Source organism: Hydrogenophaga sp. (genome assembly GCF_030158645.1).
In the GTDB taxonomy this organism is placed as follows: Bacteria; Pseudomonadota; Gammaproteobacteria; order Burkholderiales; family Burkholderiaceae_C; genus Hydrogenophaga.
The window spans coordinates 1-24,559 of sequence record NZ_JAOASO010000159.1; the positions used below are offsets into that span (position 1 = coordinate 1).

Consider the following 24,559-nt stretch of genomic DNA (forward strand, 5'->3'; position numbering starts at 1 on the left):
GCTTGCTGCCGCTGTTCTGGGGCATGGGCACCGGCAGCGAGGTGATGCAGCGCATTGCAGCGCCCATGATCGGCGGGATGATCAGCGCGCCGCTGCTGTCTTTGCTGGTGGTGCCGGTGGTCTACCGGTTGATGCGCAGGCCGCAGCGCTGATGAAGGAGCGCACATCTGGACCTGAACCAATGAGAATGCTCTTCATCCACATGCAGCGGCAGCAGAATTTATCGGTGTCGCCTTCAAGGGTGTAATCACGCGCATCACCTGCGTGATCTCACCATGTTGAAGTGCTCACACCACATTGCGGGGCCACCCATGGCCGGACAATGGAAAGCGATTCACCTGCACTTGCGAAACATTGTGCTGCGACTGACAAATGTCCAACGGTAGCGCGTCGTCGTCTGCAAAAGCGATTTCGTTGAACCGTTCAGGCAACGTCTGGCCCTGCTGTAGCTGAGGCAGCTGAATGTCCGCCTTTCTGGAATACAGGCCAACGACTGCAATGGGCCCAGCTGACAGTACCTTGAGGCTCGTTCCGTTCCACCGAGGGGGCAGGGGGAAAGGCAGCAAAAGAACCAGACGCAGGCTTGAACGAATCTCGGATGAAGGCAGTTTCTGCTGTTCCTTTATGGGGACGCGACTGCCCGAGAGTCAGGGGATTGGTCGAGCATCAAATTGCTAACTAGGCCCGATCGGGCAGCTTCGGTCCACTGTTGAGAGAGGAAATGCTTGCCCACCAAATCTCTTATTTCGATCTCAAAGTCAACGAGATGACTTGCCGTCTGTGACGAACTGGGGGCGCGCTGATGGTAGCGCGGACATGCGTCCTCGGTTCAACCCGTTGTTGTGCAACCGATGCCTCAAACCTTACGATGCCGTTCGACCTTAGCAACTTGAAAAAGCAGAGCAGAGTGTCTCCTCCTTCGAGCCCTTTCTTGGCCACGATAAGATATAGTTATTAACACTTATCTCCCCGACAGCTCAGAAGGAGCGAGCGCATTTTTGTCGCTTCACAACTCTCACCGGGCGACTGCTCACGCTACAGAAAACGTCTGCGCCCCGTTCGCAGAAATTGGTCGATGTGTCTTCGCACGCAATTTCTCTGCGGGACTTTTGCGGGACTGGGCTCTGAAATACATGTCTAAACAGGGTAGTTTTGGTACAATGAGCGGTCACAGAGCCTATATAAATCAACAACTTACAGATGATCTGGTAGCTACGAACCAAGGGGTCGTGGGTTCAATTCCTGCCAGCCGCACCAAACAAAAAACCCTGTAGCCACAAGCTGCAGGGTTTTTTCATTTCTGCCCCTGAAAACGCGCAGGCCGCCAGCGAAAGGCTCACCATGAGCAAGGCATTCACCAAAGAATCGGATCAGGACGAAGACGACGAGCTACCCGCACCGCCGCCGGTGCCGGGAGGGAAGAACTACATCACCCGCACCGGCTACGACCGCCTTCGTGCCGAGCTTTTCACCCTGATCGACGACGAGCGGCCCAAGATCGTCGAGATCGTGCACTGGGCTGCCAGCAATGGCGACCGGTCGGAAAACGGTGACTACCTCTATGGCAAGAAGCGCCTGCGCGAGATCGACCGGCGCATCCGCTTTCTCACGCGTCGGCTGGAAATGGCCGAGGTGGTCGATGCCTCGCTGCACCACGGTGGCGACCAGGTGTTTTTTGGCGTGACCGTGACCTACGCCGACGACACCGGCCTTGAAACCACCGTCACCATCCTCGGCGTGGACGAAGCCGACAGCTCTCAGGGTCAGATCAGCTGGGTGTCGCCCGTGGCGCGCGCCCTGCTCAAGGCCAAGGTGGGCGAGGTGGTTCGCCTGGTTGTGCCCGGCGGCGTTCAAGAGCTGGAGGTGCTGTCGGTGAGCTACCCCGCACCCCTGAGCAGCACCTGATCAGGCTTTGACGGGCTTGAAGCGCTGTGCCTTGATCACCGAGGCGGTGCGCTTGAGGCTGCGCAACACATCGGCCAGGTGCTGGCGGTCTCGCACCGAGACCGAGAAGCGGATGTCGGTGGCGGTCTGGGCGGGTTCGTCGCCCATGTCCACGTGCGTGATGTCGGCCTCGGCTGCCGCAATGCTGGAAGCCACGCGCGCCAGCACGCCTTTGCCGTTGGTGACAGTCACCACGACCGTGGTCTCGAACGAGCGCACAGGTTCGTCGGCCCATTCCACCTCCAGGAACCGCTCACTGTCGCGCAGCAACAGGCGCTTGCCGGTCGGACAGTCTTCGGCGTGCACGACCAAGCCTTCGCCGCGGCCCAGGTAGCCCACGATGCGATCGCCCGGAATGGGCTTGCAACAGGGCGCGTACTGCACCGACAGGCCTTCGCTGCCATCGAGCGTGACCACGCCTTGTGAGGCCGATTCGTCTCGGCCACTCGCGTAGCGCTCGGTGCTGATCAGCAGCGCATCGGGCTTGAGCCCCATTTCAGACAACAGCACCGCCAGTTTCTTGCCCACCATGCTGGCGATGCGTTTGCCCATGCCGATGTCCGACAGCAGCTCATCGCGTGTCTTGTTGCCGGTGAACCGCAGCAATTTTTCCCAGGTGCTCTGGTATTCGCCGTCTTCGGCTGGCAGGGCGGAGAGACCCTCGGAACGAAGCGCCTGGCTCAGCATGCGCTCGCCCAGCTCGTGCGACTTCTCCTGCGCCAGGGTTTTGAGGTGGTGGCGGATCTTGGAACGCGCCCGCCCGGTCTTCACGAACGAAAGCCAGGCCGGGTTGGGTTCGGCACTCTCGGCCGTGATGACTTCCACCACGTCGCCGTTGGCCAGCTCGGTGCGCAGCGGGCGCTGCTCGCCATTGATTCGGGCCGAGACCGTGCGGTTGCCCACGTCGCTGTGGATGGCGTAGGCGAAGTCCATCACCGTGGCCCCGCGAGGCAGCGCCATGATCTTGCTCTTGGGTGTGAACACGTAGACCGCATCGGGGAAGAGGTCGATCTTGATGTGGTCCCAGAACTCGCCGGCGTCGTGCGTTTCCTGCTGGATGTCGAGCAGCGACTGCAGCCATTGCGTGCCCAGGCGTTGCGACATGTCGCTGCCCGGTTCGCTGGCCTTGTAGAGCCAATGCGCCGCGACACCGGATTCGGCCACGACATCCATGGCGTGCGTGCGCAACTGGAATTCGATGTTGGTGCCGAACGGACCGATCAAGGTGGTGTGCAGCGACTGGTAGCCATTGACCTTGGGAATCGCCACGTAGTCGCGGAACTTGCCGGGCAACGGTTTGTACAACTGGTGCAGCACGCCCAGCCCGGTGTAGCAGTCGGTCAGATCGGGCACGACGATGCGAAAGCCGTAGACATCGGTGACCTGCGAGAACGACAGGTGCTTGTTGTCCATCTTGCGGTAGACGGAATACAGCGTCTTCTCGCGGCCCATGATGCGCACGGTCATGCCCTGCTGTGCGAACACGGCTTCCACTTCTTTTTGCACCCGCGAGATCAGGTCGCGTCGGCGGTTGCGCGACTTGTTGAGCGCCTTGGACAGCACCTCGTAGCGCCAGGGATGCAGGAAACGAAATGCCAGGTCCTGCAGCTCACGGTAGGTGAAGTTCAGGCCCAGACGGTGCGCGATCGGAGCGTAGATTTCCAGCGTTTCGCTGCTGATGCGCTGCCACTTGCTGCGGGGCATGTCGCCCATGGTGCGCATGTTGTGGGTGCGGTCGGCCAGCTTGATCAGGATGACCCGCACGTCCTTGGCCATGGCCAGCAGCATCTTGCGAAACGACTCGGCCTGGTTCTGCTCGCGGGTGTCGAACTCCAGCTTCTCCAGCTTGGTCAGACCGTCCACCAGATCGGCCACCGGTGCGCCGAAACGCTCCACCAGTTCTTCTTTGGTCACGCCGCAGTCTTCGATGGCGTCGTGCATCAACGCCGACATCAGCGCCTGTGCATCCAGCTTCCACTCGGCGCACTGGGCCGCCACCGCGATCGGGTGCGTGATGTATGGGTCACCGTTCTTGCGCAGCTGCCCGAGGTGCGCTTCGTCGGCAAACCGGTAGGCCTGCCGAATGTTCTCGATATCGCCTGCGCTCAGGTAGTCAAGCTTGGCCAAAAGCCCGGCGAAGCTGGCCGCGGCTGCGCTGGCGGCTGGGTGCGCCTGATCGTCAGAAGACAAAAGTGAGCCGGTCTCGGCTAGGCTGGACATTCGGGTACTTTAGCCTGTGATGGCACATGCCGTGGAGCGCAAGGCCCACGATGTGCGCTTTGCTGTGTGGGAATGATGACAGGCCGACTCGCAGGCGAAAAAAAACACCGCGGTGCGGTGTTTTTTTTGAGGTCCAGGCTCGGATCAGAGCGGAACCTTCTTGAGCATTTCCAGGCCAACCTTGCCTTCGGCGATCTCGCGCAGCGCGGTCACGCCGGGCTTGTTCTTGCTTTCGATCTTCGGGGCATGACCCTGGCTCAGCATGCGCGCGCGGTACGTGGCAGCCAACACGAGTTGAAAGCGGTTGGGGATTTTTTCCAGACAATCTTCGACGGTGATGCGTGCCATGGGCGGGCTCCAGTAAACGGGCTTGGGGTCAGAGGATGTTGAGCGCTTTGAAGGTATCGCCGCGGGCGATACGCTGGGCGGCGAACTTGAGCCGCTGGGCATGGACGATGGCCTTGAGGTCAAACAGGGCCCGCTCGAACAACTCGTTGATTATAACGAAGTCGAACTCCCGGGCATGGGCCACCTCGGATGCGGCGTTCTGCAAGCGGAGTTCGATCACCTCGGCGCTGTCTTCTGCCCGGCGCTCCAAGCGCGACCGCAATTCTTCCCAACTGGGCGGCAAGATGAAAACCAGCACCGCGTTGGGGAAGATGCGCTTGACCTGGATGGCCCCCTGGAAGTCGATCTCCAGCACCACATCCGCGCCCTGCGCCATGCGCTGCTCAATGGCCATCTTGGAGGTGCCGTAGCGGTTGCCGTGGACCATCGCCCACTCAAGGAAGGACCCCTGGATGACCATGTGATCGAAGGTTTCCTTGCTCACAAAGTAGTACTCGCGTCCGTGCAGCTCCTGTCCCCTGGGTGGGCGGGTGGTGTGTGAGACCGACGGCGCGACGCGCGAGTCGAGTTCCATCAAAGCCTTGACCAGGCTGGACTTGCCGGCCCCGCTGGGGGCTGCGACGACGAACAGGTTTCCGGGATATTCCATGCTCACTCGATGTTTTGTACTTGTTCGCGCATCTGCTCAATGAGCACCTTCATGTCCACCGAAATGCGCGTCAGCTCCAGATTGGACGACTTCGAACCAAGGGTGTTGGCCTCGCGGTGCAGTTCCTGGATCAGGAAATCCAGCCGCTTGCCCACCTCGGCCCCTTTTTTGATCAGCCGCTCGATTTCGGTGAGGTGCGAGTCCAGTCGCGTCAGTTCTTCGGCCACGTCGATGCGGATCGCGAACGCGGTGGCTTCGGTGAGCGCACGGTCGTTGGCCATGTCGGACGTGACCGTGTTGCCCGTGGCCGATGGGCCACCGGCGGCCAGTGCCTCGTTCCAGCGGTCGATGAAGCGCTGACGCTGCTGGGCGACCAGTTGCGGAATGAGCGGTTGCGCATCCTTGGCCAGTTGACGAAGCTGACCCAGTCGGTCGAGCAGCATCGCAGCCAGGCGTTTGCCTTCGCGCTCGCGCGCTTCGATGAGGTTGTTGATGGCCGTTTCGGCCAGCGCCTGAAGTCCTTCGTTGAGCTCGCCGGCATGGCCCTGCTGGCGCGAGGTGAGGCCCAGCACTTCGGCCACCGACAGCGGCGCTGCGGTGGGGAGCCAGGCGCGCACGTTGTCTTGCAGGCCCACGAGCTTCTGCAGTTCGAGTGCGCTGGGTGAGCGAGGGCTCGCGTCGCTGCGGCCTTCGATCCACGCGCGAACCTCGACCTTGCCGCGTTTGAGGCGTGCGCCCAGAAGCTCACGGAGCGCGGGCTCCGAACCCCGAAGGTCGTCCGGCAGCTTGAATGTGAGGTCGAGAAAGCGGCTGTTGACGGATCGAATTTCCAAACCCAGGCCAGGCTTGGAATCTCGCGCCGGCTCTGCGTTTGGGGCCGTGGACGGGCCACCCAACTGGGCCGTCGCATAGCCGGTCATGCTGTAAACTGCCATTGCACTTTGCCCGTCTGGTTGAGTGGTCCAAAACGAGGCGTTCCGGAAACCATCCGAATTATGTCAAAGGTCAAACCCGCTCCGCTCCCGCCGGACACCGTGATCGGTGGTTACCGCATTGTTCGCAAACTGGCGGCCGGGGGATTCGGTGTTGTTTACCTGGCGGTGGACACCGAAGGCCAGCAGGTCGCCGTCAAGGAATACCTGCCTTCATCGCTCGCTTCGCGCGGTCCCGGCGAACTGTTGCCGCAGGTACAGCCCGAAAAACTTTCCCTGTATCGCCTGGGGTTCAAGAGCTTTTTTGAGGAAGGTCGGGCGCTCGCCCAGATCTCACACGCTTCCGTGGTGAGCGTGCTCAATTTCTTCCGCGAGAACGAGACCGTGTACATGGTCATGAACTTCCTGGAAGGCGCCTCGCTGCAGGAATTCATCATCACCGCGCGCGAGCAGAAGAAGCAAAAGGTCTTCCGCGAATCGACCATCCGCTCGCTGTACGACGAAGTCTTTCGCGGATTGCGCATCGTGCACCAGCACAAGATGCTGCACCTGGACATCAAGCCCGCCAACATCTTCGTGACCGACGACAACCGCTCGGTGTTGATCGACTTTGGCGCCGCGCGCGAAGTGCTGAGCAAAGAAGGCAATTTCATCCGCCCGATGTACACCCCAGGCTTCGCCGCACCCGAGATGTACCGGCGCGACTCCAGCATGGGCCCCTGGACGGACATCTACGCCATTGGCGCCTGCATTTACGCGAGCATGCAGGGATATCCCCCGAACGACGCGCCCCAGCGTCTGGAAAAAGACCGCCTGTCGTTGGCGCTCTCCCGCTTGCGCGGCGTCTACTCCGACAACCTCATCGAGGTGGTCGAATGGTGCATGTCGCTGGATCCTTTGTCGCGTCCGCAATCGGTGTTTGCGCTGCAGAAAGAGCTCAGTCGCGAAACCGAGCGCAGTTACACCAAGCTCACGGTGGCTGAAAAAATGCGGCTGCAGTTTGACAACATCGTGTCGGATAACAAGAAATCCCTGCGCAAATCCACCAACGCCGGCACCAAGTTTCGATGAAATTTTCGGTCTATCAGATCAGCCGCCAAGGTGGGCGGGAGCGCAATGAAGACCGCATGGGCTATGCCTACACCCGGGAGTCCGGCCTGTTCGTGCTGGCCGACGGTATGGGTGGACACCCTGAAGGCGCCATGGCCGCGCAGCTGGCCTTGCAAACCTTTTCTGCTTACTTTCAGAAGGCGGCCAATCCCACCGTGCGGGAAGTGCCCGAGTTCCTCTCCAGCGCGCTCATGGCCGCGCACCACCAGATCATTCGCTACGCCGCCGAGAAAGGCATGCTGGACACGCCCCGCACCACGCTGGTGGCGTCCGTCATGGAGCGGGGTCACGTGTACTGGGTGCATTGCGGCGACTCGCGCTTGTATGTGGTGCGCAACGGCGAAATGCTGACACGCACACGCGACCACTCCTACATGGAGCAGCAAGCCCATCTGGGCAGGGCCACCGAACACATCAACCGCAACATCCTGTTCACCTGTCTGGGCTCACCGGCCAAGCCGGTGTTTGACCTGTCGGGCCCGGTGCAACTGATGCGGGGTGATCGCGTGCTGCTGTGTTCCGACGGCCTGTGGGGCACGGTGGCCGACGAGGAGATCACCGCTGAGTTGTCCAAGCGCCCGCTGGAACAGGCCGTGCCCGAGCTGGTGGAGCTGGCGCTCAAACGTGGCGGCCCGCGTTGCGACAACGTGACCGTGCTCGCCATGGAGTGGGAGACGGCCGACGAATTCCAGAGCACCCGCGTGTCCACCGAGGACATCGAGGACGGTGTGTTCGCCTCCACCATCCAGTCGGGCACACCCGACTCGACCATGGAAGATCTGGACGACGCGGCGATCGAAAAATCGATTGCCGAGATCAACGAAGCGATTCGCCGCACGGCCGAACGCAACACCTGAGGTTTCCCCATGAGCGATGTTTCCCGACCCGGCCAACGGGCCGTTGATGCCCTGCGCCCTGTGCGCATCACCCGCAGCTACACCATGCACGCCGAGGGCTCGGTGCTGATCGAGTTTGGTCACACCAAGGTGCTGTGCACCGCGTCGGTGGAAGAGAAGGTGCCACCGCACAAGCGCGGCAGTGGCGAAGGCTGGGTGACGGCCGAGTACGGCATGCTGCCGCGCGCCACGCACACCCGCAGCGACCGCGAAGCCGCCAAAGGCAAGCAGAGTGGCCGCACGCAGGAAATCCAGCGCCTGATCGGCCGCTCGCTGCGCGCGGTGTTCGACCTCAAGGCGTTGGGCGAGCGCACGATTTCGCTGGACTGCGATGTGATCCAGGCCGACGGCGGCACCCGCACCGCGAGCATCACCGGCGCCTTTGTGGCTGCGCACGATGCGGTGAGCAAGCTGATCGCCGACGGCAAGATCGCAGCGTCGCCCATCAAGGACCACGTGGCCGCGATCTCGGTGGGCATTCTGCAAGGCACGCCGCTGCTCGACCTGGAGTACGTGGAAGATGCCGCCTGCGACACCGACATGAACGTGGTGATGACCGGCGCCGGCCATTTCGTGGAAGTGCAGGGCACGGCAGAGGGCGCGGCCTTCACGCGCCGTGAGATGGACGCGCTGCTGGCATTGGCCGAAAAGGGCATTGGCGAACTCGTGACCCTGCAGAAGCAAACGCTGGGTACCAACAAGGCATGAAACTCGTCCTGGCGTCGAACAACAAGGGCAAGCTGGCCGAGCTGCAGGCCCTCTTTGCGCCGCTGGGCATCGAGCTGGTCCCGCAAGCCGACCTGAACGTTCCCGAAGCCCCCGAGCCGCATCGCACCTTCGTGGAAAACGCGCTGGCCAAGGCCCGCCACGCCGCGCGGTTGAGCGGCCTGCCGGCGCTGGCCGACGATGCCGGTTTGTGCGTCGAAGCCTTCGGCGGACTGCCCGGCGTCGACACGGCGTTTTATGCCACGCAGTTTGGCTATGAAAAAAGCGACGACAACAACGTGCGCGCCCTGCTCGAACAAATGCAGGGCATTCAGGACCGCCGCGCGGCGCTGGTGAGCACGCTGGTGGCCCTGCGCAGCGCCGACGATCCCGAGCCGCTGGTGGCGACCGGTCGCGCGCCCGGCCTCATCACGCCGCAGCCCATCGGTGAACAGGGTTTCGGCTTTGACCCGGTCATGTTTCTGCCGGCCTTTGGCAAAACCTTCGCCGAGTTGCCCACCGAGGTGAAGAACGCCAACAGCCACCGCGGGCGCGCAGCGCAACACATGCTGGAACTGATGCGCGAGCGCTGGTTCGCGCCGGCACCATGACCCCCGGCCAGCCGGTGTCCTGGCCGGGCGGCTTGCCCGGTGAAAAGCCTGCCCAGCCCGCAGCGCCCTGGAACGACGTGCGCCACTGGATGCGCCCCGGCACGCTGCAGCTGCAAAGCCTGCCCCCCCTCTCGCTCTACATCCACCTGCCTTGGTGTCTGAAGAAATGCCCGTATTGCGATTTCAATTCGCACGAGTGGAGCGCCACATCCGAGCCGGGCCAACCCCTGCCCGAGACGCGCTACCTCGACGCCCTGCGCGCCGACCTCGAGGCTTCCTTGCCCCTGATCTGGGGCCGCACGGTGCACAGCGTGTTCATCGGTGGCGGCACACCCAGCCTGTTTTCCCCCGCAGCCATCGACCGCTTGCTGGGTGATGTGCGCGCGCTGCTGCGGCTCGATGCCGATGCCGAGGTCACGCTGGAAGCCAACCCGGGCACCTTCGAGAAAGACCGTTTCCGCGCGTTTCGCGAGGCGGGTGTGACGCGTCTCTCCATCGGCGTGCAGAGCTTCAACGACGCACATCTCAAAGCTCTGGGCCGCGTCCATGACCGTGACCAGGCCATGGCCGCGGTGGAAGAGGCCGCGCAGGCCTTCGACACCTTCAACCTCGACATCATGTACGCCCTGCCCGGGCAGACGCTGGCCGACTGCGAGGCCGATGTGCGCACCGCGCTGTCGTTTGCGCCGCCGCACATCTCCATCTACCACCTCACGCTGGAGCCCAACACCTACTTTGCCAAGTACCCGCCGGCCCTGCCGCCCGAGGATGAGGCATGGGACATGCTCGACCGCATCACCGAACTCACGGGCGACGCCGGGCTGCAGCGCTACGAGGTATCGGCCTATGCGCGCGCGGGGCACCGCAGCTGGCACAACACCAATTACTGGCAGTTCGGCGACTACCTGGGCATTGGCGCGGGTGCGCACAGCAAGCTGAGCTTTGCCCACCGCGTGGGGCGCCCGGTGCGTGTGCGCGAGCCGCGCCTGTACATGGAGCGCGCGCTGGCGGGCGACGCGGTGGTGAGTGCCGACGAGGTCCCGCGCAAAGCGCTGCCGTTCGAGTTCATGCTCAACGCACTGCGCCTCAAGGAAGGCTTCGGCCTGCAGCAGTTCATGGAGCGCACCGGCCTGCCGCTATCCAGCATCGAGGCCGGGCTCGCGCTGGCCGTGCAGAAAGGCTTGATCGAGCGCGATGCGGCCCGCGTGTGGCCCACCGAGCGCGGCTTCGATTTCCTCAGCGACCTGCAGGAAATCTTTCTCGCGGATTGAGGCCGCGGCGGCTCAGGCGGCGTTCAGGCCCGTGGTGCCGGTTGCTCGTCCACCACCTCAGCGGTTACCAGCGCCGCCGTCACATACCCGCCCGCTCCAACGGCACTGCCCCTCGGCGGTGAGCCACGGGTGGGCATGCCCCGCGCAACCGGTCTGGCAGATGGCCTGTCGGGCGGCTTCCATCTCGGGCGCAGGCCCCGTTCCCACCAGCTCAGAGGCCGAGTTGCGCTGGCGTTGAAACATGCGCACCGGTGGTGGCAACGCGCCCCACAGCAGGCAAGTCCGTGCCACCACGAGCTGCCCGCGCAACCGCACGACTTCGCTGGTCAGGGCCGTCAGCGCCTTGTCTTTCTCCAGCATGAGCCTGGACACCCGGTCCTGAACGCCGCCCAGGTGCCGGCACAGCGCCGCGTGTTCATGCGCCCCAACCGCCTGCAGGGCGCTCATTGCACCAGCGATGCCGTGGTGTGCCAGAGGCGCCGCTCGGGCAACAGGTCATCGGTGTTCAGCGCGGATCGCTCAGGCGGGCCATCACACGACTTCAGCAGCACGTCCCAGTGCTGGTGCATGCGTTGCACCACCGTGCGAAAGCTGGGCGAGAGCCCCGGGTGCTGGCCCAGAAAAAACAGGTTGGAGCGGATCTTGCGCCCCATCAGGTCACGCTGCGTGGCGCAGGTGCTCTGGGCGTGGCCCGTCATCAGCGCCAGCGTGCCCGCGAGCATGGCCTCGGCGCAGGGCATCACGTGTTCTTCGTCCTCGTGCGGTTCGGGTTGGGTGTTCACAGCGGTCTCCAGACAGGGGTGTGGATGTCGCGCCCGGGTGGGTGCGGTGCTGGCTACCGATCGGACCTGGTGTGTGGTGAAGGTCCCGGGCTGGCTTGCTGGCCCCATATTAAATGAGAATCGATCGCATTTGAAGGGGGTTGGCTCGAATGTTTGCAAGCGGGTGTTTCGGCGGGTCGTGACGCGCGCCGAGCGCGCAAGAAAAAAGGGCCTTGATTGCTCAAGGCCCTTGAATTCGTTGGCGGAGACGGTGAGATTCGAACTCACGGACCCTTGCGAGTCGGCAGTTTTCAAGACTGCTGGTTTAAACCGCTCACCCACGTCTCCGGATGCGGTTGCAACGCGTGGATTTTAGCCTGCGGTCTCAGGCGGGCAGCGCTGCCGTTTGGGGTTGTGGTTTGGGCAGCATGCCGCGCGTCTCGATGAAGCGCACCACTTCGTCCACGCCCGCGAGGGTCTTGAGGTTGGTCATGACCCAGGGGCGGCGCGCGCTGTCGGGGCGCATGCGCGCGGTGTCGGCCTTCATCACTTCCAGATCGGCGCCCACGTGCGGGGCCAGGTCGGTCTTGTTGATGACGAAGAGGTCGCTCTTGGTGATGCCGGGGCCGCCCTTGCGGGGGATTTTTTCGCCGGCGGCCACGTCGATCACGTAGATGGTGAGGTCGCTGAGCTCGGGGCTGAAGGTGGCGGCCAGGTTGTCGCCGCCGCTTTCGATGAACACCACATCGGCATCGGGGAACTCGCCGAGCATGCGGTCAATGGCTTCGAGGTTGATGGAGGCGTCTTCGCGGATGGCGGTGTGCGGGCAACCGCCGGTTTCCACGCCCATGATGCGTTCGGCCGGCAGCGCGCCGCTCACGGTGAGGATGCGCTGGTCTTCCTTGGTGTAGATGTCGTTGGTGATGGCGATCAGGTCGTAGCGCTCGCGCATGGCCTTGCACAGCATTTCCAGCAACGTGGTCTTGCCCGAGCCGACCGGGCCGCCGATGCCCACGCGCAGCGGAGGCAGGTGTTTGGTACGACGGGGAATGTGGTGCAGGGGGGTCATGAGCGGAACAGGCGTGAGTACTGGGTTTCGTGGCGGGCGGAGTGGATGGCGAGCAGGGGCGTGAAGGCTTGCCGGTCGTCGTCGTGCAGGGCGATGGCGTGGTCCACCGCAGCGGGGATGCGCTGAGCCAGGCGCGCGAGCATGCGCTGGCCGGCGCTCTGGCCCAGCGGCACCGATTTGATGGACGCCTGCACCATGTTTTCGCACCAGCCGAACGCATAGCCAACCAGGCTGTCGTGAACGCTGGCGCCGGTGCTCGCGGCGGCGCACGCGCAGGCCACCGGGTAAGTGGGTGGGTCCAGCCGGGCGCTGTGCAGCTGTTCGAACACGCCGGTGCCCAGCTCGCCGAGCTGGCGCGCCCACTCCATCAGCGAGCGGCCCATCTGTTCGCTCTGCAGGCGAAATTCGAGGGTCTCGCGGGTCTGCAGCACCCAGTGATTGAGGGCGGTGATGCGCGCCAGGTCGTTGGCGCGCCAGGCGGGGATGGCCTGCGCCACCACCGCCAGGTCGCTGCGCGCCAGGCTCAGGTGCAGCTGGTCGGTGAGCCAGGCGGCGGCGCTGGTTTCGTCGTGCACGAGTCCCGCATCCACCGCCGATTCGAGACCTTCGGAATACGAGAACCCGCCCACCGGCAGGGCGGGCGAGGCAAGCCAGAGGATCTGCAGCAGGCTGGCGGCCGTGCGGGGCGCCGCCAGGGCGACGTCACCCGTGGTCATGGTTGTGGTGGGTGTGACCGTGCCCATGGTGGTGGCCGTGAGCTTCTTTTGCGCCTGGCGCTTGTGCGTCGCCAGCGCCATGCACTCCATACGCTCCCGCCTCGGGCTCGAAGGGCTCGCGCACTTCCACCACCGTGAGGTGCATGGCGTGCAGCATCTCGGCGAGCACGTGGTCGGGTTCGATCTTCAGGTGGTCGGGTTTGAGCTCGATGGGCACGTGGCGGTTGCCCAGGTGGTAGGCCGCGCGCATGAGGTCGAAAGCCTGTTCGTGGGCCGGGTGGTCGGGGCAGGCGGTGATGCGCAGCACCGCCTGGGGGGCGGCCACCACGCGCAAGAGCGAACCGTCTTGCGTGATGAGCACGTCGCCCCCGCGCACCACCGTGCCGCGCGGCAGGAACACGCCCACGTGGCGCTCGTCGGACGCCACGGTGTCGAAGCGGCTCTTCTGGCGCACGTCCCAGTCCAGCTCCAGGTGCGCAGCGCGTTGCACCATGGTGCGGGCCAGGCCCTGACCTTGCGGGATGAGTTTGGAGGCTTGCAGCATGGGAACGTTGTTCAAAACAGGAAGTAGCGTTGTGTCATGGCCAGGCGTGTGGCGGGCTCGCAGGTGAGCAGCACGCCATCAGCGCGCACGGCGTAGGTCTGCGGGTCGATCTCCATTTTCGGCAGCAAGCTGTTGTGGACCATGCTGGCCTTGGTCACGCTGCGGCAGCCGCGCACCGCGTCCAGCGTCTTGCGCAGGCCGTAGCGCTCGCCCACACCGGCGGCCAGCGCAGCCTGCGAGACGAAGGTGAGGCTGCTCTTCGCCATGGCGCCGCCGAAGCTGGCAAACATGGGCCGGTAGTGCACCGGCTGCGGGGTCGGAATGGAGGCGTTGGGGTCGCCCATGGCGGCCAGCGCGATGCTGCCGCCTTTGAGGATGAGCGCGGGTTTGACGCCGAAGAACGCGGGCTTCCACACCACCAGGTCGGCCCACTTGCCGACTTCAAGCGACCCCACGATGTGCGAGATGCCGTGCGCAATGGCGGGGTTGATCGTGTACTTGGCGATGTAGCGTTTGACGCGGAAGTTGTCGTTGCGCGGGCCATCGCCGGGCAGGCTGCCACGCTGGCTCTTCATCTTGTCGGCTGCCTGCCAGGTGCGGATGATCACCTCGCCCACGCGGCCCATGGCCTGGCTGTCGCTGCTCATCATGCTGATGGCGCCCATGTCGTGCAGGATGTCCTCGGCCGCGATGGTCTCGCGGCGGATGCGGCTCTCGGCGAAGGCCAGGTCTTCGGGAATGCCGGCGTCCAGGTGGTGGCACACCATGAGCATGTCCACGTGCTCGTCCAGCGTGTTGACCGTGTAGGGCATGGTCGGGTTGGTGGAGCTGGGCAGAAAGTTGGCTTCGCCCACCACGCGCAGGATGTCGGGCGCATGCCCACCGCCCGCGCCTTCGGTGTGAAAGGCACAGAGGCTTCGGCCCTTGGTGGCCGCGATGGTGTCTTCCACAAAGCCCGACTCGTTGAGCGTGTCGGAGTGGATGGCCACCTGCGTGTCGGTGGCCTCGGCCACATCGAGGCAGTTGCTGATGGCGCTCGGCGTGGTGCCCCAGTCTTCGTGCAGCTTCAGGCCGATCACACCGGCGTTGATCTGCTCAAGCAGCGGGGCTGGCTGGCTGGCGTTGCCCTTGCCCAGGAAGCCCAGGTTCATGGGCAGGCCATCGGCGGCCTGCAGCATGCGTTCGATGTGCCACGGGCCGGGTGTGCAGGTGGTGGCAAAGGTGCCGGTGGCCGGGCCCGTGCCGCCGCCGAGCATGGTGGTGATGCCCGAGGTGAGTGCCTCGTCCACCTGCTGCGGGCAGATGAAGTGGATGTGGCTGTCGATGCCGCCGGCGGTGACGATGTTGCCTTCGCAACTGATGACCTCGGTGCCCGGGCCGATGACGATGTCCACGCCGGGTTGGGTGTCGGGGTTGCCGGCCTTGCCGATGGCGACGATGCGACCGTTTTTCAAACCAATGTCGGCCTTGACGATGCCCCAGTGGTCGACGATGACGGCGTTGGTCATCACCGTGTCCACGGCGCCTTCAGCGCGCGTGCGTTGGCTCTGGGCCATGCCGTCGCGGATGGTCTTGCCGCCGCCGAACTTGACCTCTTCGCCGTAGCCGCCCGCGGCCAGGGTGAAGTCTTTTTCGATCTCGATCATGAGACCGGTGTCGGCCAGGCGCAGCCGGTCGCCCACGGTGGGGCCAAACATGTTGGCGTAGGCGCTTCTTGAGATCGTGCTCATGCGAGCTTTCCTTGAACCAGGCCGCGAAAGCCGTACACGATGCGGTCGCCCGCGTAGTCCACGAGCTCCACCGTGCGCTGCTGGCCGGGCTCGAAGCGGACCGCGGTGCCGCTGGCGATGTTCAGTCGCATGCCCTGCGCTGCGGCGCGGTCAAAGTCGAGCGCGCCGTTGACTTCGGCAAAGTGGTAGTGCGAGCCGACCTGGATCGGGCGGTCGGCGGCGTTCTTCACCACCAGGGTGAGCGTGCGCCGGCCGGGGTTGAGGGTGTGCTGGCCCTCGTCGGTGAAGAGTTCGCCGGGGATCATGGGCCAGGCCTCAGTGCTTGCCGCTGGACCACCACAGCGCCACGGCGATGGCCAACACCACGCCGACGAAGCCCAGCGTGTCGGTGGCATGCCAGTGGGCGCCGAACAGACCGTGGCCTTCGTGGGCGAGGGCGGGCGCGCAGAAGGCAGCGGCGGCGAGGAGGACGGGGGTGATGCGCATGGCGTTCTCTCAGGGAATGGGTTGGTGCACGGTCACGAGCTTGGTGCCGTCGGGGAAGGTCGCTTCGACCTGGATGTCCGGGATCATCTCGGCGATGCCCTCCATCACATCGGCGCGGGTCAGCACGTTGCGCCCCTCGCTCATGAGTTGGGCCACGGTCTTGCCGTCGCGCGCGCCTTCCATCACGGCCGCGGTGATCAATGCCACGGCCTCGGGGTAGTTGAGCTTGAGGCCGCGCGCCTGTCGCCGTTCGGCCAGCAAGGCTGCGGTGAAGATCAGCAGCTTGTCTTTTTCTCGGGGCGTCAGTTCCATGGTGGTGCGTGCGTTCTCGGTGGTGCCTGGGTGGTCTGGTCAGCAATTCCCGTGCCCTGGGTGGGCTCAACCGGCAGCGTGGCACGAAAGCTGCAGAAATGCCGTGTGACAACCATCCCCATCGTCCCCATCAGAACCGCTGCCGCGCCCACCGCAGGGCAGGAGCCCGGGCTGGACGCACCCCAGCGCATCACCCGCGTGCGCCGCGACTACAACAGCTGGGTCGGCAGCGAGACGATGGAAGACTACGCGCTGCGCTACACGCCGCAGCGCTTTCGCAAGTGGAGCGAATGGCGCGTGGCCAACACCGCGTTCGGCGCGGCCTCCTTCCTCATCCTGGAGGCCGTGGGCGCCACCTTGTTGGTGCAGTACGGGTTTGTGAACGCCGCGCTGGCCATCCTCTGCACCGGGTTGATCATCTTTTTCGCGGGCCTGCCCATCAGCGTGTACGCCGCGCGCTACGGGGTCGACATGGACCTGCTCACGCGCGGCGCGGGCTTCGGCTACATCGGCTCCACCATCACCTCGCTGATCTACGCCACCTTCACCTTCATCTTTTTCGCGCTCGAAGCGGCGGTGATGGCCTATGCGCTGGAGCTCGCGCTCGACATCCCGCCCGCCTGGGGCTACCTCATCTGCGCGGTGGTGGTCATCCCGCTGGTCACGCACGGGGTGTCGGTGATCAGCCGCTTCCAGGTCTGGACCCAGCCGCTGTGGCTGGTGATGATGGTGGTGCCTTTTGGGGCGGTGCTGGTCATGGCGCCCGAAACTTTCACCAACGTGGTGCGTTATGGGGGCGAGTCCGGTGCGGGCACGCTGTTTGATTGGCACTTGTTTGGTGCGGCGCTGACGGTGGGCATCGCGCTCATCACGCAGATGGGCGAGCAGGCGGACTACTTGCGCTTCATGCCCGCCAAGGAGCCGGGCAAAGGGCTGCGCTGGTGGGCGGGCGTGCTGGCCGGGGGGCCGGGCTGGGTGGTGCTGGGCGTGGTGAAGATGCTGGGCGGCGCGGTGCTGGCGTATCTGGCCATCAGCCACATGGTGCCCCCCGAGCGCGCGGTGGACCCCAACCAGATGTACCTGGCGGCCTACGAATTTGTCTTTCCCGACTACGGCTGGGCGGTGGCCGCCACGGCCTTGTTTGTGGTGGTCTCGCAGCTCAAGATCAACGTGACCAACGCCTACGCCGGCTCGCTGGCCTGGAGCAACTTCTTCTCGCGCATCACCCACAGCCACCCCGGGCGCGTGGTGTGGGTGGTGTTCAACACCTTCATCGCCTTCATGCTGATGGAGATGAACGTGTTCCAGGCGCTGGGCCAGGTGCTCGGCGTGTACTCCAACATCGCGATCGCCTGGATCATGGCGGTGGTGGCCGACCTGGTGATCAACAAGCCGCTGGGCTGGAGCCCCAAGGGCATCGAGTTCAAGCGGGCGTACCTGTACGACATCAACCCCGTGGGGGTGGGCGCCATGGTGCTGGCCTCGGTGCTGTCGATCACCGCCCACATGGGTTTGATGGGGCCCACAGCCGAGGCGTTTTCGGCGGTGATTGCGATGGTCACGGCGTTTGTGACGGCGCCCTTGATTGCGTGGGGCACGCAGGGGCGGTATTACATCGCCAGAGCCGCCGGTCCCGAAGGTGCCGCAGGCAGTGCCACATTGCACACCTGCGTCATCTGTGAGCGTGAATACGAAGCGCCCGACATGTCGCACTGCCCCGCGTACCAAGGCCACATCTGTTCGCTGTGTTGCACGCTGGACGCGCGCTGCGGCGACCTGTGCAAACCGCACGCCAAGCTCTCCGAGCAATGGATGGGCGCGCTGCGGCGTGTGTTGCCGCGCTCCATCTGGCCCTATCTGGAGGCGGGCCTGGCGCACTACCTGCTGCTCATGCTGGTGATGGCGCCGGTGCTGGCGGCGGTGCTCGGGTTGTTGTACCGGCAGGAGGTGCAGGCGCTGGCGTCCCGCATGGGCTTGTCGGCCAATGCCGGCTTGCTCGACGCCGCGCTGCGTTCCGGATTTGTGCGCGTGTACGCCGTGCTGCTGCTCATCACGGCCACGGTGGCCTGGTGGCTGGTGCTGGCGCACAAGAGCCGCGAGGTGGCGCAGGAAGAGTCGAACCGGCAGACACGCTTGCTCCTGCAGGAGATCGAGTCGCACCGCCTCACCGACGAAGCCCTGCAGCAGGCACGCCTGGCGGCTGAGCACGCCAACCAGGCCAAGACCCGCTACATCAGCACCATCAGCCATGAGCTGAGAACGCCGCTCAACAGCATCCTGGGCTACGCGCAGCTGCTGCAGGAAGACACCGGCATGGCGCCGCACCGCGCGCAGGCCATCCGCGTGATCAACCGGGGCGGCGAGCACCTGCTGTCGTTGATCGAAGGCACGCTGGACATCGCGCGCATCGAGTCCGGCAAGCTCGCACTCGATGTGCGGCCCATGGCCTTTGCCGGCGCCATGCAGGAGGTGGCCGGCATGTTCGAGTTGCAGGCCAGCGCCAAGGGCCTGCGCTTTGTGTTCGAAGCCGGCAGCCGCCTGCCCGACACGGTGCGCGCCGACGAAAAACGCCTGCGCCAGATCCTCATCAACCTGCTGGGCAACGCGGTGAAGTTCACGCAGGTTGGCCAGGTGCGGCTGCGCGTCACGCATGCGCGCGAGATGGCGCAGTTCGAGGTGCACGACACCGGCCCCGGCATGCGCGCGCAAGACCTGGAGCGTGTGTTTGAACCTTTCGCACGCGGGCAGAACGAAACGGCGCCCGGGCCCTCCACCGGCACCGGCCTGGGCCTGACCATTGCCAAGATGCTCACCGACCTCATGGGTGGCGAGATGACCGTGCGCAGCGCACCCGGCGAAGGCTCGGTGTTCACCGTGCGCCTGTTTTTGCCCGAGGTGCACGGCGCGGTGCTGCCGCGCCCACTGGCCCTGCCCGGCCACATCGGCTACGAAGGCGCGCGCAAACGCGTGCTGGTGGTGGACAACGAAGAGGCCGACCGCGAACTCATCCAGCGCTGGCTGGCGCCGCTGGGCTTCGAGGTGATGCTCGCCACCAGCGGGCTCGATGCGCTGGCCCTGCTCGAAGGGTTGCACCCCGGCGACGCGGGCGCGCCCGACGCCGTGTTCATGGACCTGGCCATGCCCGGCATCGACGGCTGGGAAACCATGCGCCGGCTGCGCGCCAGCGGCTGGGGCACGGTGCCGCTGGCCATCGTGTCGGCCAACGCGTTCGACAAGGGCCTCGACAACGATCTTGGTCACCGGCCACAAGACTTCTTTGTGAAACCGGTGCGCCGCGACGATTTGCTCGGCTGGCTCGGCCAGCGGCTGCAATTGGTGTGGATCGAATGGCCGGCGACCGAGCCAGCCACCGTTGCGGCACCTGCCGCCGCAGCCCGGCCGACGCACGCAGTCACCAGCGGTCGCGACTTCGAACCCCTGCTCGAACTCGTGCGCCTGGGCTACTACAAGGGCATCGTGCAGTGGCTCGACGAGTGGGTGCAAGACCACCCCGAGCAAGCGGCATTTGCCCAGCAACTGCGCACGCTCGCGCGCGAATTCCGCTTTGACGCCATCGAACAGCAGCTGCTGCAGCGCCATGTCTGAATTCATGCGGCAACAGGGCGACCAGCTCATCGTGCTGATCGTGGACGACGTGCCCGACAACGTGGCGCCGCTGCACGATGCGCTGGACGATGCTGGGTATACCGTGCTCGTGGCGCTCGACGGCGAAAGCGCCATCCGCCGCGCCACGCAGGCTCTGCCCGACGTGGTGCTGCTCGACGCGGTGATGCCCGGCATCGACGGCTTCGAGGTGGCGCGTCGCCTGAAAGCGCAGCCCGCCACCGCGCACATTCCCATCATCTTCATGACCGGCCTGACCGAGACCGAACACCTGGTGGCCGCGCTCGACGCCGGCGGTGCCGACTACGTGACCAAACCCATCAAGCCGCGCGAGGTGATGGCGCGCATGGGGGTGCACCTGCGCACCGCGCGCCACGTGCGCCAGGGCGCGGTGGAGCGCAGCCAGGCGCGCAACGCACTCGATGCGTTCGGCTACGCCACCATCACCGTGCGCGAGAGCGACGGCCGCCTGATGTGGCAAACGCCGCTGGCGCGTGACCTGCTGCGCAACTACTGCGGCACCGAATCGCCCACCACCCCACCGGCGGTCCTGCAGTGGTTGCGGCGCCACCTGGTGGACTTGGTCGGGGCCAGCGAACAGCGCGAGCCGCCCCGCCTGACGCTGGAAAACGGCCCGCGCCGGCTCACCTTCAGGCTGCACCAGCGCGTGGGCGACGAAGACGGCGAGGTGGATGCCGGCGGCGATTGGCTCATCGTGATGCAGGAAACCTCGGACGCCAGCGTGCTCTCCAGCGTGGCCGGCGCCTTCGGCCTCACTGCGCGCGAGGCCGAGGTCTTGTACTGGGTGGTCAAAGGCAAGATCAACCGCGACATCGGCGACATCATCGGCGCCAGCCCCGCCACGGTGAAGAAGCACCTGGAACGCATCTACGCCAAGCTCGGCGTGGAAACCCGTACGGCGGCGGCCGCCATGGCCATCAACCGCGTGCCACTGCTCCAGCCGCAGCACGGAGGCTGAGCGGGGCGGCGGCGCGAAACGGGACCTTCGCCGCGCTCATCCAGCTGTCCAAGAGAGCTTGGGATTTGGGTCAGAGTGCCACCAGCGCGGAGATCCCCAGCGTGCAGCCCACAACCGCGAGTGCTCCCACGTCTCGTGCTGCGTTGTGGTCGCGCCAAGAACCCCAGGCTCCCCAAAGGCATCCCGCGGCGATGGTCGCCAGGACTGCTGCGATCATGCGAGCCCCACTTTCCGGGACTCGGCGGGCACTCCCGGCCGCGGCCCCTTTGGCGGCAGACCCACCGCATGGCTGGCCGCCTTCCATGCGCGCTCGGTGGCCCGCCGCACCAGCGCGCCCAACTTGCGTTGGCGTTCGTTGATCACGGTCACCTCGCCATTGGGCAGGTGAATTTCCACGGTGCACTCTCTCGTGGTCGAGCCGTTGCGCGTTGCGTCGTCCACCCGCACGACCACGCGCGAAATGAGGTGGGTCATGCGTGCGAACGCCGCTTTCAGGCGCAGTGCCAGCTCGCGGCTTCGGGCTCGCGTCATGCCCGTGCTGGAAGGTCGGATTTCGATGTGCATCTGAATCTCCTTGGATGGGGTCGGCGGAAGCCGTGCTTGTGTCCCAAAGACACTTTAGGTCCTCGACGATTCGAGATAAATTCGCTTTTGACCATTCATTCATCGAATAAACCGCGTTGTTGCCATGAACTACAAGCACCTCCATTACTTCTGGACCGTCCTTCGCACGGGCAGCATCGCGCGCGCCAGTGCCGAGCTGCACTTGACACCGCAGACCCTCAGCGGGCAGATCAAGCTGCTGGAAGACCGGATCGGAAAGCCTTTGCTGCGCCGGGTGGGACGGGGTGTGGAACCCACCGACACCGGCAGGATGGTGCAAAGATTCGCCGACGAAATCTTCACGTTGGGCTCTGCCCTCACCGACGCCTTGAGAACCGACCAGCCGGCCGACGCCCACGGCAGTTTGCGGGTCGGCATCGTGGACTCGGTACACAAGTCCATCGCCTGCCATGTGCTGGAGCCTGCGTTGACGCATCCCGTGGGGCGCCTGGTGTGCCAGGAGGGCAAGCTGACCGCGTTGCTGGCCGAACTCGCCGTGCACCGGCTCGATCTCGTGATCTCGGATGTGCCCATGCCGCAAGGCCTGAGCGTCAAGGCTTACACCCACCTGCTGGGCTCGACGGATGTGAGTTTTTTTGCGGCGCCCGCCTTGCTGGGCCGCGAAGGGCTCACCGTGCGCAAGGCCCGCGCCCGTTTCCCGCATTGCCTGGAAGCCTTGCCCTTCCTGATGCCCTCCGAGGGCACCGCCTTGCGCCCGCGACTGGACGCCTGGTTCAGAAACACGGGCCTGGCCCCGCGCGTGGTCGCCGAGTTCGACGACGGCGCCCTGACCAAGGCCTTCGGACGGCAGGGCTGTGGCGTGTTTGCCGGACCGACCGTGCTGGCGCAGGAAATTGAAGCCCAGTACCAGGTGGCTGCGCTGGGAACAGCGACGAATCTCGTGGAAGAGTTTTACGCGATATCGATCGAACGCCGCATTTCCAACCCCGCCGTGGCCACCATCACGGCGGCAGCCCGCAGGGATCTTTTTCGCGTGGGATGAACGTGATCGCGCCTCATGGCGCGACCCGGGTTCACTCCGTGATGTTGTTGGCCTTGATGAAGGCCGACCAGGTGGTCATCTGCTTTTCCACGAAGGGTTTGAACACTTCGGGGCCGCCGCCCACCACATCGATGCCTTGTTCGTCGAGCTTTTTGGCCACGTCCGGGCTTTTCAGTGCGGCGGCCACAGCGGCGTGGATGCGGCTGGTGATGGCCGGTGGCAGCTTGGCCGGGCCGATCACGCCCCACCAGGCAGGTGCATCGAAACCGGGGAAGCCGCTTTCGGCGATGGTCGGCACGTTGGGCATGTCCTTGGCGCGTTTGCTCGTGCTCACCGCCAACGGGGTCACGTTGCCCGAGTCGGCGTGCGGCTTGATCAGGAACAGCGATCCCACCGCCAGCGGCACGTGCCCGCCAACCGCGTCGTTCATGAGCGGGCCGCCACCCTTGTAGGGCACGTGGGTCCAGTCAAAGCCGGCGTTCTTGGCCATCTGCGCAATCGCCAGATGCCCCAGGCTGCCGGTGCCGATGGTGCCGTAGCTGTTGCTTTTCTTGGCCTTGGCCTCGGTCACGAGCTGGGCAAAACTCTTGATGGGCGAACCTTTGGTGGCCGCCAGCACCATGGGTGCGGTGCCGATGAGCGTGATGTGCTCCAGGTCCTTCATGGTGTCAAACGCAATGCCGGGCTTGAGTGCCGGGTTCACCGCGTGGGTGTCGAACACCACGCCGATGGTGTAGCCATCGGGCGCGGCCTTGGCCACCGCCGCCGTGCCGATCACGCCCGACGCACCACCGATGTTCTCCACGATCACCGACTGGTTCAGCTGCACCCGCAGCGCCTCACCCAGGATGCGCGCGACCTGGTCGACCGAGCCGCCCGGCGGAAAGACCGCGATCACGCGGATCGGTTTGGCCGACGGCCATTCCTGCGCCACGGCCACCGAGGCCGAGGTTGCGACCACCGTGGACACGAGGGCGCCCACCACCAGTTTTTTCAGCATGCTTGTGTCTCCATCGGGTTGTTGCTTGTCTCATGGTAAGCATGCACACCACGGCTTGATCAGATCGCTAACCCTAGTGTGTGCTCGATGTTCAGACGCTCACGAGCAGCCGGCCGCGCAACTCGCGGATGCGCTTGTCGATGTAATAGCCACCGTATTCGGTGTAGCGCAGGAACGGGAATCCGCAGGCCTTGCAGGCCCACACCTCGCAGCGGTTGTACGGGTGGTGGGCGAGCGAAATGGGTGCCTCGGCCGACCAGGCATCCACGCCGGTCGGGCGGTGTTCTTCCAGCGTCGGCTCGTCGTCGCCCGGCAGCCAGAGTGCACCCAGCGGTTGCAGAGCAGCGCCGTCCTTTGATGCGGGGAACGACTCCCAACCCGGGCTGGCGTAGGGCCGGCACGTGGGGCAGGGGGCGGGTGCGGTGTGCGCCTGGGCGATCGCGGTCACCGTTGTGGGGCTCAGGCGTTCAAGGTCGGTTGGGGTGGACATGCGGTCGATGCTACTGGAGGAGCGGAACCGCGAGCCCCGGTCGCCGCTATGTTCGATACCGTACCATGTACATCCATGACCACCTTTGCCGATTCCCTCAAAAAAGAGATCGCCCGCGTGGCGCGCAAGGAACTGCGCGACGAGCTGGGTGCCATGCGCAAGACCGCCCTGACCCAGCGCGCCGAGATCGCTGCCCTGAAAAAGCAGCTCAAGGCCCTGCAGAGCCAGGTGATCAAGCTGGGCAGGTCGCAGCTGGAATCAGGGCGGGTGGCCACGGCCGCAGCCAGTGCGCCGGGCATGGCGCCTGCACGCGGCAAGCCGGGTCGCAAGGTGGTGTTCTCCGCAGAGCGGTTGAAAGCCCAGCGCGCCCGACTGGGCCTCACTCAGGAGCAGATGGCCAAGTTGCTGGGGGTGTCGTCCCTGTCGATCTGGAAATGGGAGTCGGGCGGCGCGACACCACGCGCTTCCCGTGTGCCCAAGATCCTGCAATTGCTCGCCCTGGGCAAACGTGAAGCGCTGGCCAGGGTCGAGCCCGAAGCTCCACCACCGACCTGAT

27 protein-coding genes and 1 tRNA gene are annotated in these 24,559 nt (G+C 65.0%); 11 read left to right on the forward strand and 17 right to left on the reverse strand.

Annotation, left to right across the window (positions count from 1 at the left end; all coding sequences use genetic code 11):
• Positions 1-2 precede the first annotated feature (2 nt).
• On the forward strand, positions 3-152 hold the full coding sequence (locus Q1W68_RS18455; RefSeq protein WP_366146719.1) for an efflux RND transporter permease subunit: 150 nt from the start codon (positions 3-5) through the stop codon (positions 150-152).
• A 1,189-nt stretch (positions 153-1,341) separates the two neighbouring features.
• A complete protein-coding gene (gene greB / locus Q1W68_RS16710; protein WP_300659047.1) occupies positions 1,342-1,905 on the forward strand; it encodes a transcription elongation factor GreB in 564 nt (187 codons plus the stop codon).
• Here greB and Q1W68_RS16715 read toward each other — a convergent pair whose 3' ends face one another.
• From Q1W68_RS16715 to Q1W68_RS16730, 4 genes are all read right to left on the reverse strand, one after another.
• A complete protein-coding gene (locus Q1W68_RS16715) occupies positions 1,906-4,164 on the reverse strand; it encodes a bifunctional (p)ppGpp synthetase/guanosine-3',5'-bis(diphosphate) 3'-pyrophosphohydrolase (RefSeq protein WP_300717135.1) in 2,259 nt (752 codons plus the stop codon).
• Positions 4,165-4,308: 144 nt separating this feature from the next.
• Complete coding sequence (rpoZ, locus tag Q1W68_RS16720) at positions 4,309-4,512, reverse strand: DNA-directed RNA polymerase subunit omega (protein WP_069047262.1); 204 nt, start codon at positions 4,510-4,512, stop codon at positions 4,309-4,311.
• A 28-nt stretch (positions 4,513-4,540) separates the two neighbouring features.
• On the reverse strand, positions 4,541-5,161 hold the full coding sequence (gene gmk, locus Q1W68_RS16725) for a guanylate kinase (protein ID WP_069047261.1): 621 nt from the start codon (positions 5,159-5,161) through the stop codon (positions 4,541-4,543).
• A gap of 2 nt (positions 5,162-5,163) precedes the next feature.
• A complete protein-coding gene (locus tag Q1W68_RS16730) occupies positions 5,164-6,096 on the reverse strand; it encodes a YicC/YloC family endoribonuclease (RefSeq protein WP_300651701.1) in 933 nt (310 codons plus the stop codon).
• 60 nt (positions 6,097-6,156) lie between these two features.
• Between Q1W68_RS16730 and Q1W68_RS16735 the strand changes: the two genes are divergently transcribed.
• From Q1W68_RS16735 to hemW, 5 genes are all read left to right on the forward strand, one after another.
• A complete protein-coding gene (locus Q1W68_RS16735) occupies positions 6,157-7,164 on the forward strand; it encodes a serine/threonine-protein kinase (RefSeq protein ID WP_300717136.1) in 1,008 nt (335 codons plus the stop codon).
• Positions 7,161-8,060 (forward strand): protein phosphatase 2C domain-containing protein, encoded by a 900-nt coding sequence (locus Q1W68_RS16740; protein WP_300651698.1) that lies wholly within the window; start codon positions 7,161-7,163, stop codon positions 8,058-8,060. The genes Q1W68_RS16735 and Q1W68_RS16740 overlap by 4 nt, the downstream gene beginning before the upstream one ends.
• 9 nt (positions 8,061-8,069) lie before the next feature.
• The gene (gene rph, locus Q1W68_RS16745; protein ID WP_300660594.1) at positions 8,070-8,807 is read left to right on the forward strand and encodes a ribonuclease PH; all 738 of its coding nucleotides are present in this window, start codon (positions 8,070-8,072) and stop codon (positions 8,805-8,807) included.
• Complete coding sequence (gene rdgB / locus Q1W68_RS16750; protein WP_300652926.1) at positions 8,804-9,415, forward strand: RdgB/HAM1 family non-canonical purine NTP pyrophosphatase; 612 nt, start codon at positions 8,804-8,806, stop codon at positions 9,413-9,415. Before rph ends, rdgB begins: the two co-directional genes overlap by 4 nt.
• 89 nt (positions 9,416-9,504) lie before the next feature.
• Positions 9,505-10,686, forward strand: a complete 1,182-nt coding sequence (gene hemW / locus Q1W68_RS16755; protein WP_300652930.1) for a radical SAM family heme chaperone HemW — start codon at positions 9,505-9,507, stop codon at positions 10,684-10,686.
• Between the two features lie 57 nt (positions 10,687-10,743).
• Here the strand turns inward: hemW and Q1W68_RS16760 are convergent, their stop codons facing one another.
• The 10 genes from Q1W68_RS16760 to Q1W68_RS16805 all read right to left on the reverse strand — a co-directional run bounded on the left by Q1W68_RS16760 (position 10,744) and on the right by Q1W68_RS16805 (position 16,304).
• Positions 10,744-11,133 (reverse strand): hypothetical protein, encoded by a 390-nt coding sequence (locus tag Q1W68_RS16760; RefSeq protein ID WP_300652924.1) that lies wholly within the window; start codon positions 11,131-11,133, stop codon positions 10,744-10,746.
• Positions 11,130-11,468, reverse strand: coding sequence for a hypothetical protein (locus Q1W68_RS16765; protein ID WP_300652921.1), 339 nt, complete (start codon positions 11,466-11,468; stop codon positions 11,130-11,132). Before Q1W68_RS16765 ends, Q1W68_RS16760 begins: the two co-directional genes overlap by 4 nt.
• A 239-nt stretch (positions 11,469-11,707) precedes the next feature.
• Positions 11,708-11,795 (reverse strand) — tRNA-Ser (locus Q1W68_RS16770).
• 37 nt (positions 11,796-11,832) lie between these two features.
• Positions 11,833-12,516 (reverse strand): urease accessory protein UreG, encoded by a 684-nt coding sequence (gene ureG / locus Q1W68_RS16775; RefSeq protein WP_300660597.1) that lies wholly within the window; start codon positions 12,514-12,516, stop codon positions 11,833-11,835.
• Positions 12,513-13,232 (reverse strand): urease accessory protein UreF, encoded by a 720-nt coding sequence (locus Q1W68_RS16780; RefSeq protein ID WP_300660626.1) that lies wholly within the window; start codon positions 13,230-13,232, stop codon positions 12,513-12,515. Before Q1W68_RS16780 ends, ureG begins: the two co-directional genes overlap by 4 nt.
• Positions 13,219-13,776, reverse strand: coding sequence for an urease accessory protein UreE (gene ureE / locus Q1W68_RS16785; protein ID WP_300660600.1), 558 nt, complete (start codon positions 13,774-13,776; stop codon positions 13,219-13,221). Before ureE ends, Q1W68_RS16780 begins: the two co-directional genes overlap by 14 nt.
• An 11-nt stretch (positions 13,777-13,787) precedes the next feature.
• Positions 13,788-15,506, reverse strand: a complete 1,719-nt coding sequence (gene ureC / locus Q1W68_RS16790) for an urease subunit alpha (RefSeq protein ID WP_300717137.1) — start codon at positions 15,504-15,506, stop codon at positions 13,788-13,790.
• Positions 15,503-15,811, reverse strand: coding sequence for an urease subunit beta (locus Q1W68_RS16795; RefSeq protein WP_300652228.1), 309 nt, complete (start codon positions 15,809-15,811; stop codon positions 15,503-15,505). The genes ureC and Q1W68_RS16795 overlap by 4 nt, the downstream gene beginning before the upstream one ends.
• Before the next feature lie 10 nt (positions 15,812-15,821).
• The gene (locus Q1W68_RS16800; RefSeq protein WP_300652225.1) at positions 15,822-15,992 is read right to left on the reverse strand and encodes a hypothetical protein; all 171 of its coding nucleotides are present in this window, start codon (positions 15,990-15,992) and stop codon (positions 15,822-15,824) included.
• A gap of 9 nt (positions 15,993-16,001) precedes the next feature.
• On the reverse strand, positions 16,002-16,304 hold the full coding sequence (locus Q1W68_RS16805; protein ID WP_300660606.1) for an urease subunit gamma: 303 nt from the start codon (positions 16,302-16,304) through the stop codon (positions 16,002-16,004).
• A 129-nt stretch (positions 16,305-16,433) separates the two neighbouring features.
• On the opposite strand from Q1W68_RS16805, the gene Q1W68_RS16810 reads away from it, so the two are divergent.
• Entirely contained in the window at positions 16,434-19,910 is a 3,477-nt protein-coding gene (locus tag Q1W68_RS16810) for an ATP-binding protein (RefSeq protein WP_300717163.1), read from the forward strand.
• The gene (locus Q1W68_RS16815; protein ID WP_300717138.1) at positions 19,903-20,907 is read left to right on the forward strand and encodes a response regulator transcription factor; all 1,005 of its coding nucleotides are present in this window, start codon (positions 19,903-19,905) and stop codon (positions 20,905-20,907) included. The genes Q1W68_RS16810 and Q1W68_RS16815 overlap by 8 nt, the downstream gene beginning before the upstream one ends.
• Before the next feature lie 213 nt (positions 20,908-21,120).
• Here the strand turns inward: Q1W68_RS16815 and Q1W68_RS16820 are convergent, their stop codons facing one another.
• Positions 21,121-21,471 carry a hypothetical protein gene (locus tag Q1W68_RS16820; RefSeq protein ID WP_300660608.1) on the reverse strand — a complete coding sequence of 117 codons (351 nt, stop codon included), beginning with the start codon at positions 21,469-21,471 and terminating at the stop codon, positions 21,121-21,123.
• A 124-nt stretch (positions 21,472-21,595) separates the two neighbouring features.
• On the opposite strand from Q1W68_RS16820, the gene nhaR reads away from it, so the two are divergent.
• Positions 21,596-22,513, forward strand: a complete 918-nt coding sequence (gene nhaR / locus Q1W68_RS16825; RefSeq protein ID WP_300652216.1) for a transcriptional activator NhaR — start codon at positions 21,596-21,598, stop codon at positions 22,511-22,513.
• A 31-nt stretch (positions 22,514-22,544) separates the two neighbouring features.
• On the opposite strand, the gene Q1W68_RS16830 is transcribed toward nhaR, so the two are convergent.
• Positions 22,545-23,513 carry a tripartite tricarboxylate transporter substrate binding protein gene (locus Q1W68_RS16830; RefSeq protein ID WP_300652213.1) on the reverse strand — a complete coding sequence of 323 codons (969 nt, stop codon included), beginning with the start codon at positions 23,511-23,513 and terminating at the stop codon, positions 22,545-22,547.
• Between the two features lie 91 nt (positions 23,514-23,604).
• Positions 23,605-24,003 carry a hypothetical protein gene (locus Q1W68_RS16835; RefSeq protein WP_300652211.1) on the reverse strand — a complete coding sequence of 133 codons (399 nt, stop codon included), beginning with the start codon at positions 24,001-24,003 and terminating at the stop codon, positions 23,605-23,607.
• Between the two features lie 75 nt (positions 24,004-24,078).
• Between Q1W68_RS16835 and Q1W68_RS16840 the strand changes: the two genes are divergently transcribed.
• Complete coding sequence (locus Q1W68_RS16840; protein ID WP_300652208.1) at positions 24,079-24,558, forward strand: helix-turn-helix transcriptional regulator; 480 nt, start codon at positions 24,079-24,081, stop codon at positions 24,556-24,558.
• Position 24,559 lies beyond the last annotated feature (1 nt).

Excerpts from the sequence above, each read along its gene's own strand:
- greB (WP_300659047.1), top strand. The coding sequence starts at position 1,342 with ATGAGCAAGGCATTCACCAAAGAATCGGATCAGGACGAAGACGACGAG.
- Q1W68_RS16715 (WP_300717135.1), bottom strand. The coding sequence starts at position 4,164 with ATGTCCAGCCTAGCCGAGACCGGCTCACTTTTGTCTTCTGACGATCAG.
- rpoZ (WP_069047262.1), bottom strand. The coding sequence starts at position 4,512 with ATGGCACGCATCACCGTCGAAGATTGTCTGGAAAAAATCCCCAACCGC.
- gmk (WP_069047261.1), bottom strand. The coding sequence starts at position 5,161 with ATGGAATATCCCGGAAACCTGTTCGTCGTCGCAGCCCCCAGCGGGGCC.
- Q1W68_RS16730 (WP_300651701.1), bottom strand. The coding sequence starts at position 6,096 with ATGGCAGTTTACAGCATGACCGGCTATGCGACGGCCCAGTTGGGTGGC.
- Q1W68_RS16735 (WP_300717136.1), top strand. The coding sequence starts at position 6,157 with ATGTCAAAGGTCAAACCCGCTCCGCTCCCGCCGGACACCGTGATCGGT.
- Q1W68_RS16740 (WP_300651698.1), top strand. The coding sequence starts at position 7,161 with ATGAAATTTTCGGTCTATCAGATCAGCCGCCAAGGTGGGCGGGAGCGC.
- rph (WP_300660594.1), top strand. The coding sequence starts at position 8,070 with ATGAGCGATGTTTCCCGACCCGGCCAACGGGCCGTTGATGCCCTGCGC.
- rdgB (WP_300652926.1), top strand. The coding sequence starts at position 8,804 with ATGAAACTCGTCCTGGCGTCGAACAACAAGGGCAAGCTGGCCGAGCTG.
- hemW (WP_300652930.1), top strand. The coding sequence starts at position 9,505 with ATGCGCCCCGGCACGCTGCAGCTGCAAAGCCTGCCCCCCCTCTCGCTC.
- Q1W68_RS16760 (WP_300652924.1), bottom strand. The coding sequence starts at position 11,133 with ATGAGCGCCCTGCAGGCGGTTGGGGCGCATGAACACGCGGCGCTGTGC.
- ureG (WP_300660597.1), bottom strand. The coding sequence starts at position 12,516 with ATGACCCCCCTGCACCACATTCCCCGTCGTACCAAACACCTGCCTCCG.
- Q1W68_RS16780 (WP_300660626.1), bottom strand. The coding sequence starts at position 13,232 with ATGACCACGGGTGACGTCGCCCTGGCGGCGCCCCGCACGGCCGCCAGC.
- ureE (WP_300660600.1), bottom strand. The coding sequence starts at position 13,776 with ATGCTGCAAGCCTCCAAACTCATCCCGCAAGGTCAGGGCCTGGCCCGC.
- ureC (WP_300717137.1), bottom strand. The coding sequence starts at position 15,506 with ATGAGCACGATCTCAAGAAGCGCCTACGCCAACATGTTTGGCCCCACC.
- Q1W68_RS16795 (WP_300652228.1), bottom strand. The coding sequence starts at position 15,811 with ATGATCCCCGGCGAACTCTTCACCGACGAGGGCCAGCACACCCTCAAC.
- Q1W68_RS16800 (WP_300652225.1), bottom strand. The coding sequence starts at position 15,992 with ATGCGCATCACCCCCGTCCTCCTCGCCGCCGCTGCCTTCTGCGCGCCC.
- Q1W68_RS16805 (WP_300660606.1), bottom strand. The coding sequence starts at position 16,304 with ATGGAACTGACGCCCCGAGAAAAAGACAAGCTGCTGATCTTCACCGCA.
- Q1W68_RS16815 (WP_300717138.1), top strand. The coding sequence starts at position 19,903 with ATGTCTGAATTCATGCGGCAACAGGGCGACCAGCTCATCGTGCTGATC.
- Q1W68_RS16820 (WP_300660608.1), bottom strand. The coding sequence starts at position 21,471 with ATGCACATCGAAATCCGACCTTCCAGCACGGGCATGACGCGAGCCCGA.
- nhaR (WP_300652216.1), top strand. The coding sequence starts at position 21,596 with ATGAACTACAAGCACCTCCATTACTTCTGGACCGTCCTTCGCACGGGC.
- Q1W68_RS16830 (WP_300652213.1), bottom strand. The coding sequence starts at position 23,513 with ATGCTGAAAAAACTGGTGGTGGGCGCCCTCGTGTCCACGGTGGTCGCA.
- Q1W68_RS16835 (WP_300652211.1), bottom strand. The coding sequence starts at position 24,003 with ATGTCCACCCCAACCGACCTTGAACGCCTGAGCCCCACAACGGTGACC.
- Q1W68_RS16840 (WP_300652208.1), top strand. The coding sequence starts at position 24,079 with ATGACCACCTTTGCCGATTCCCTCAAAAAAGAGATCGCCCGCGTGGCG.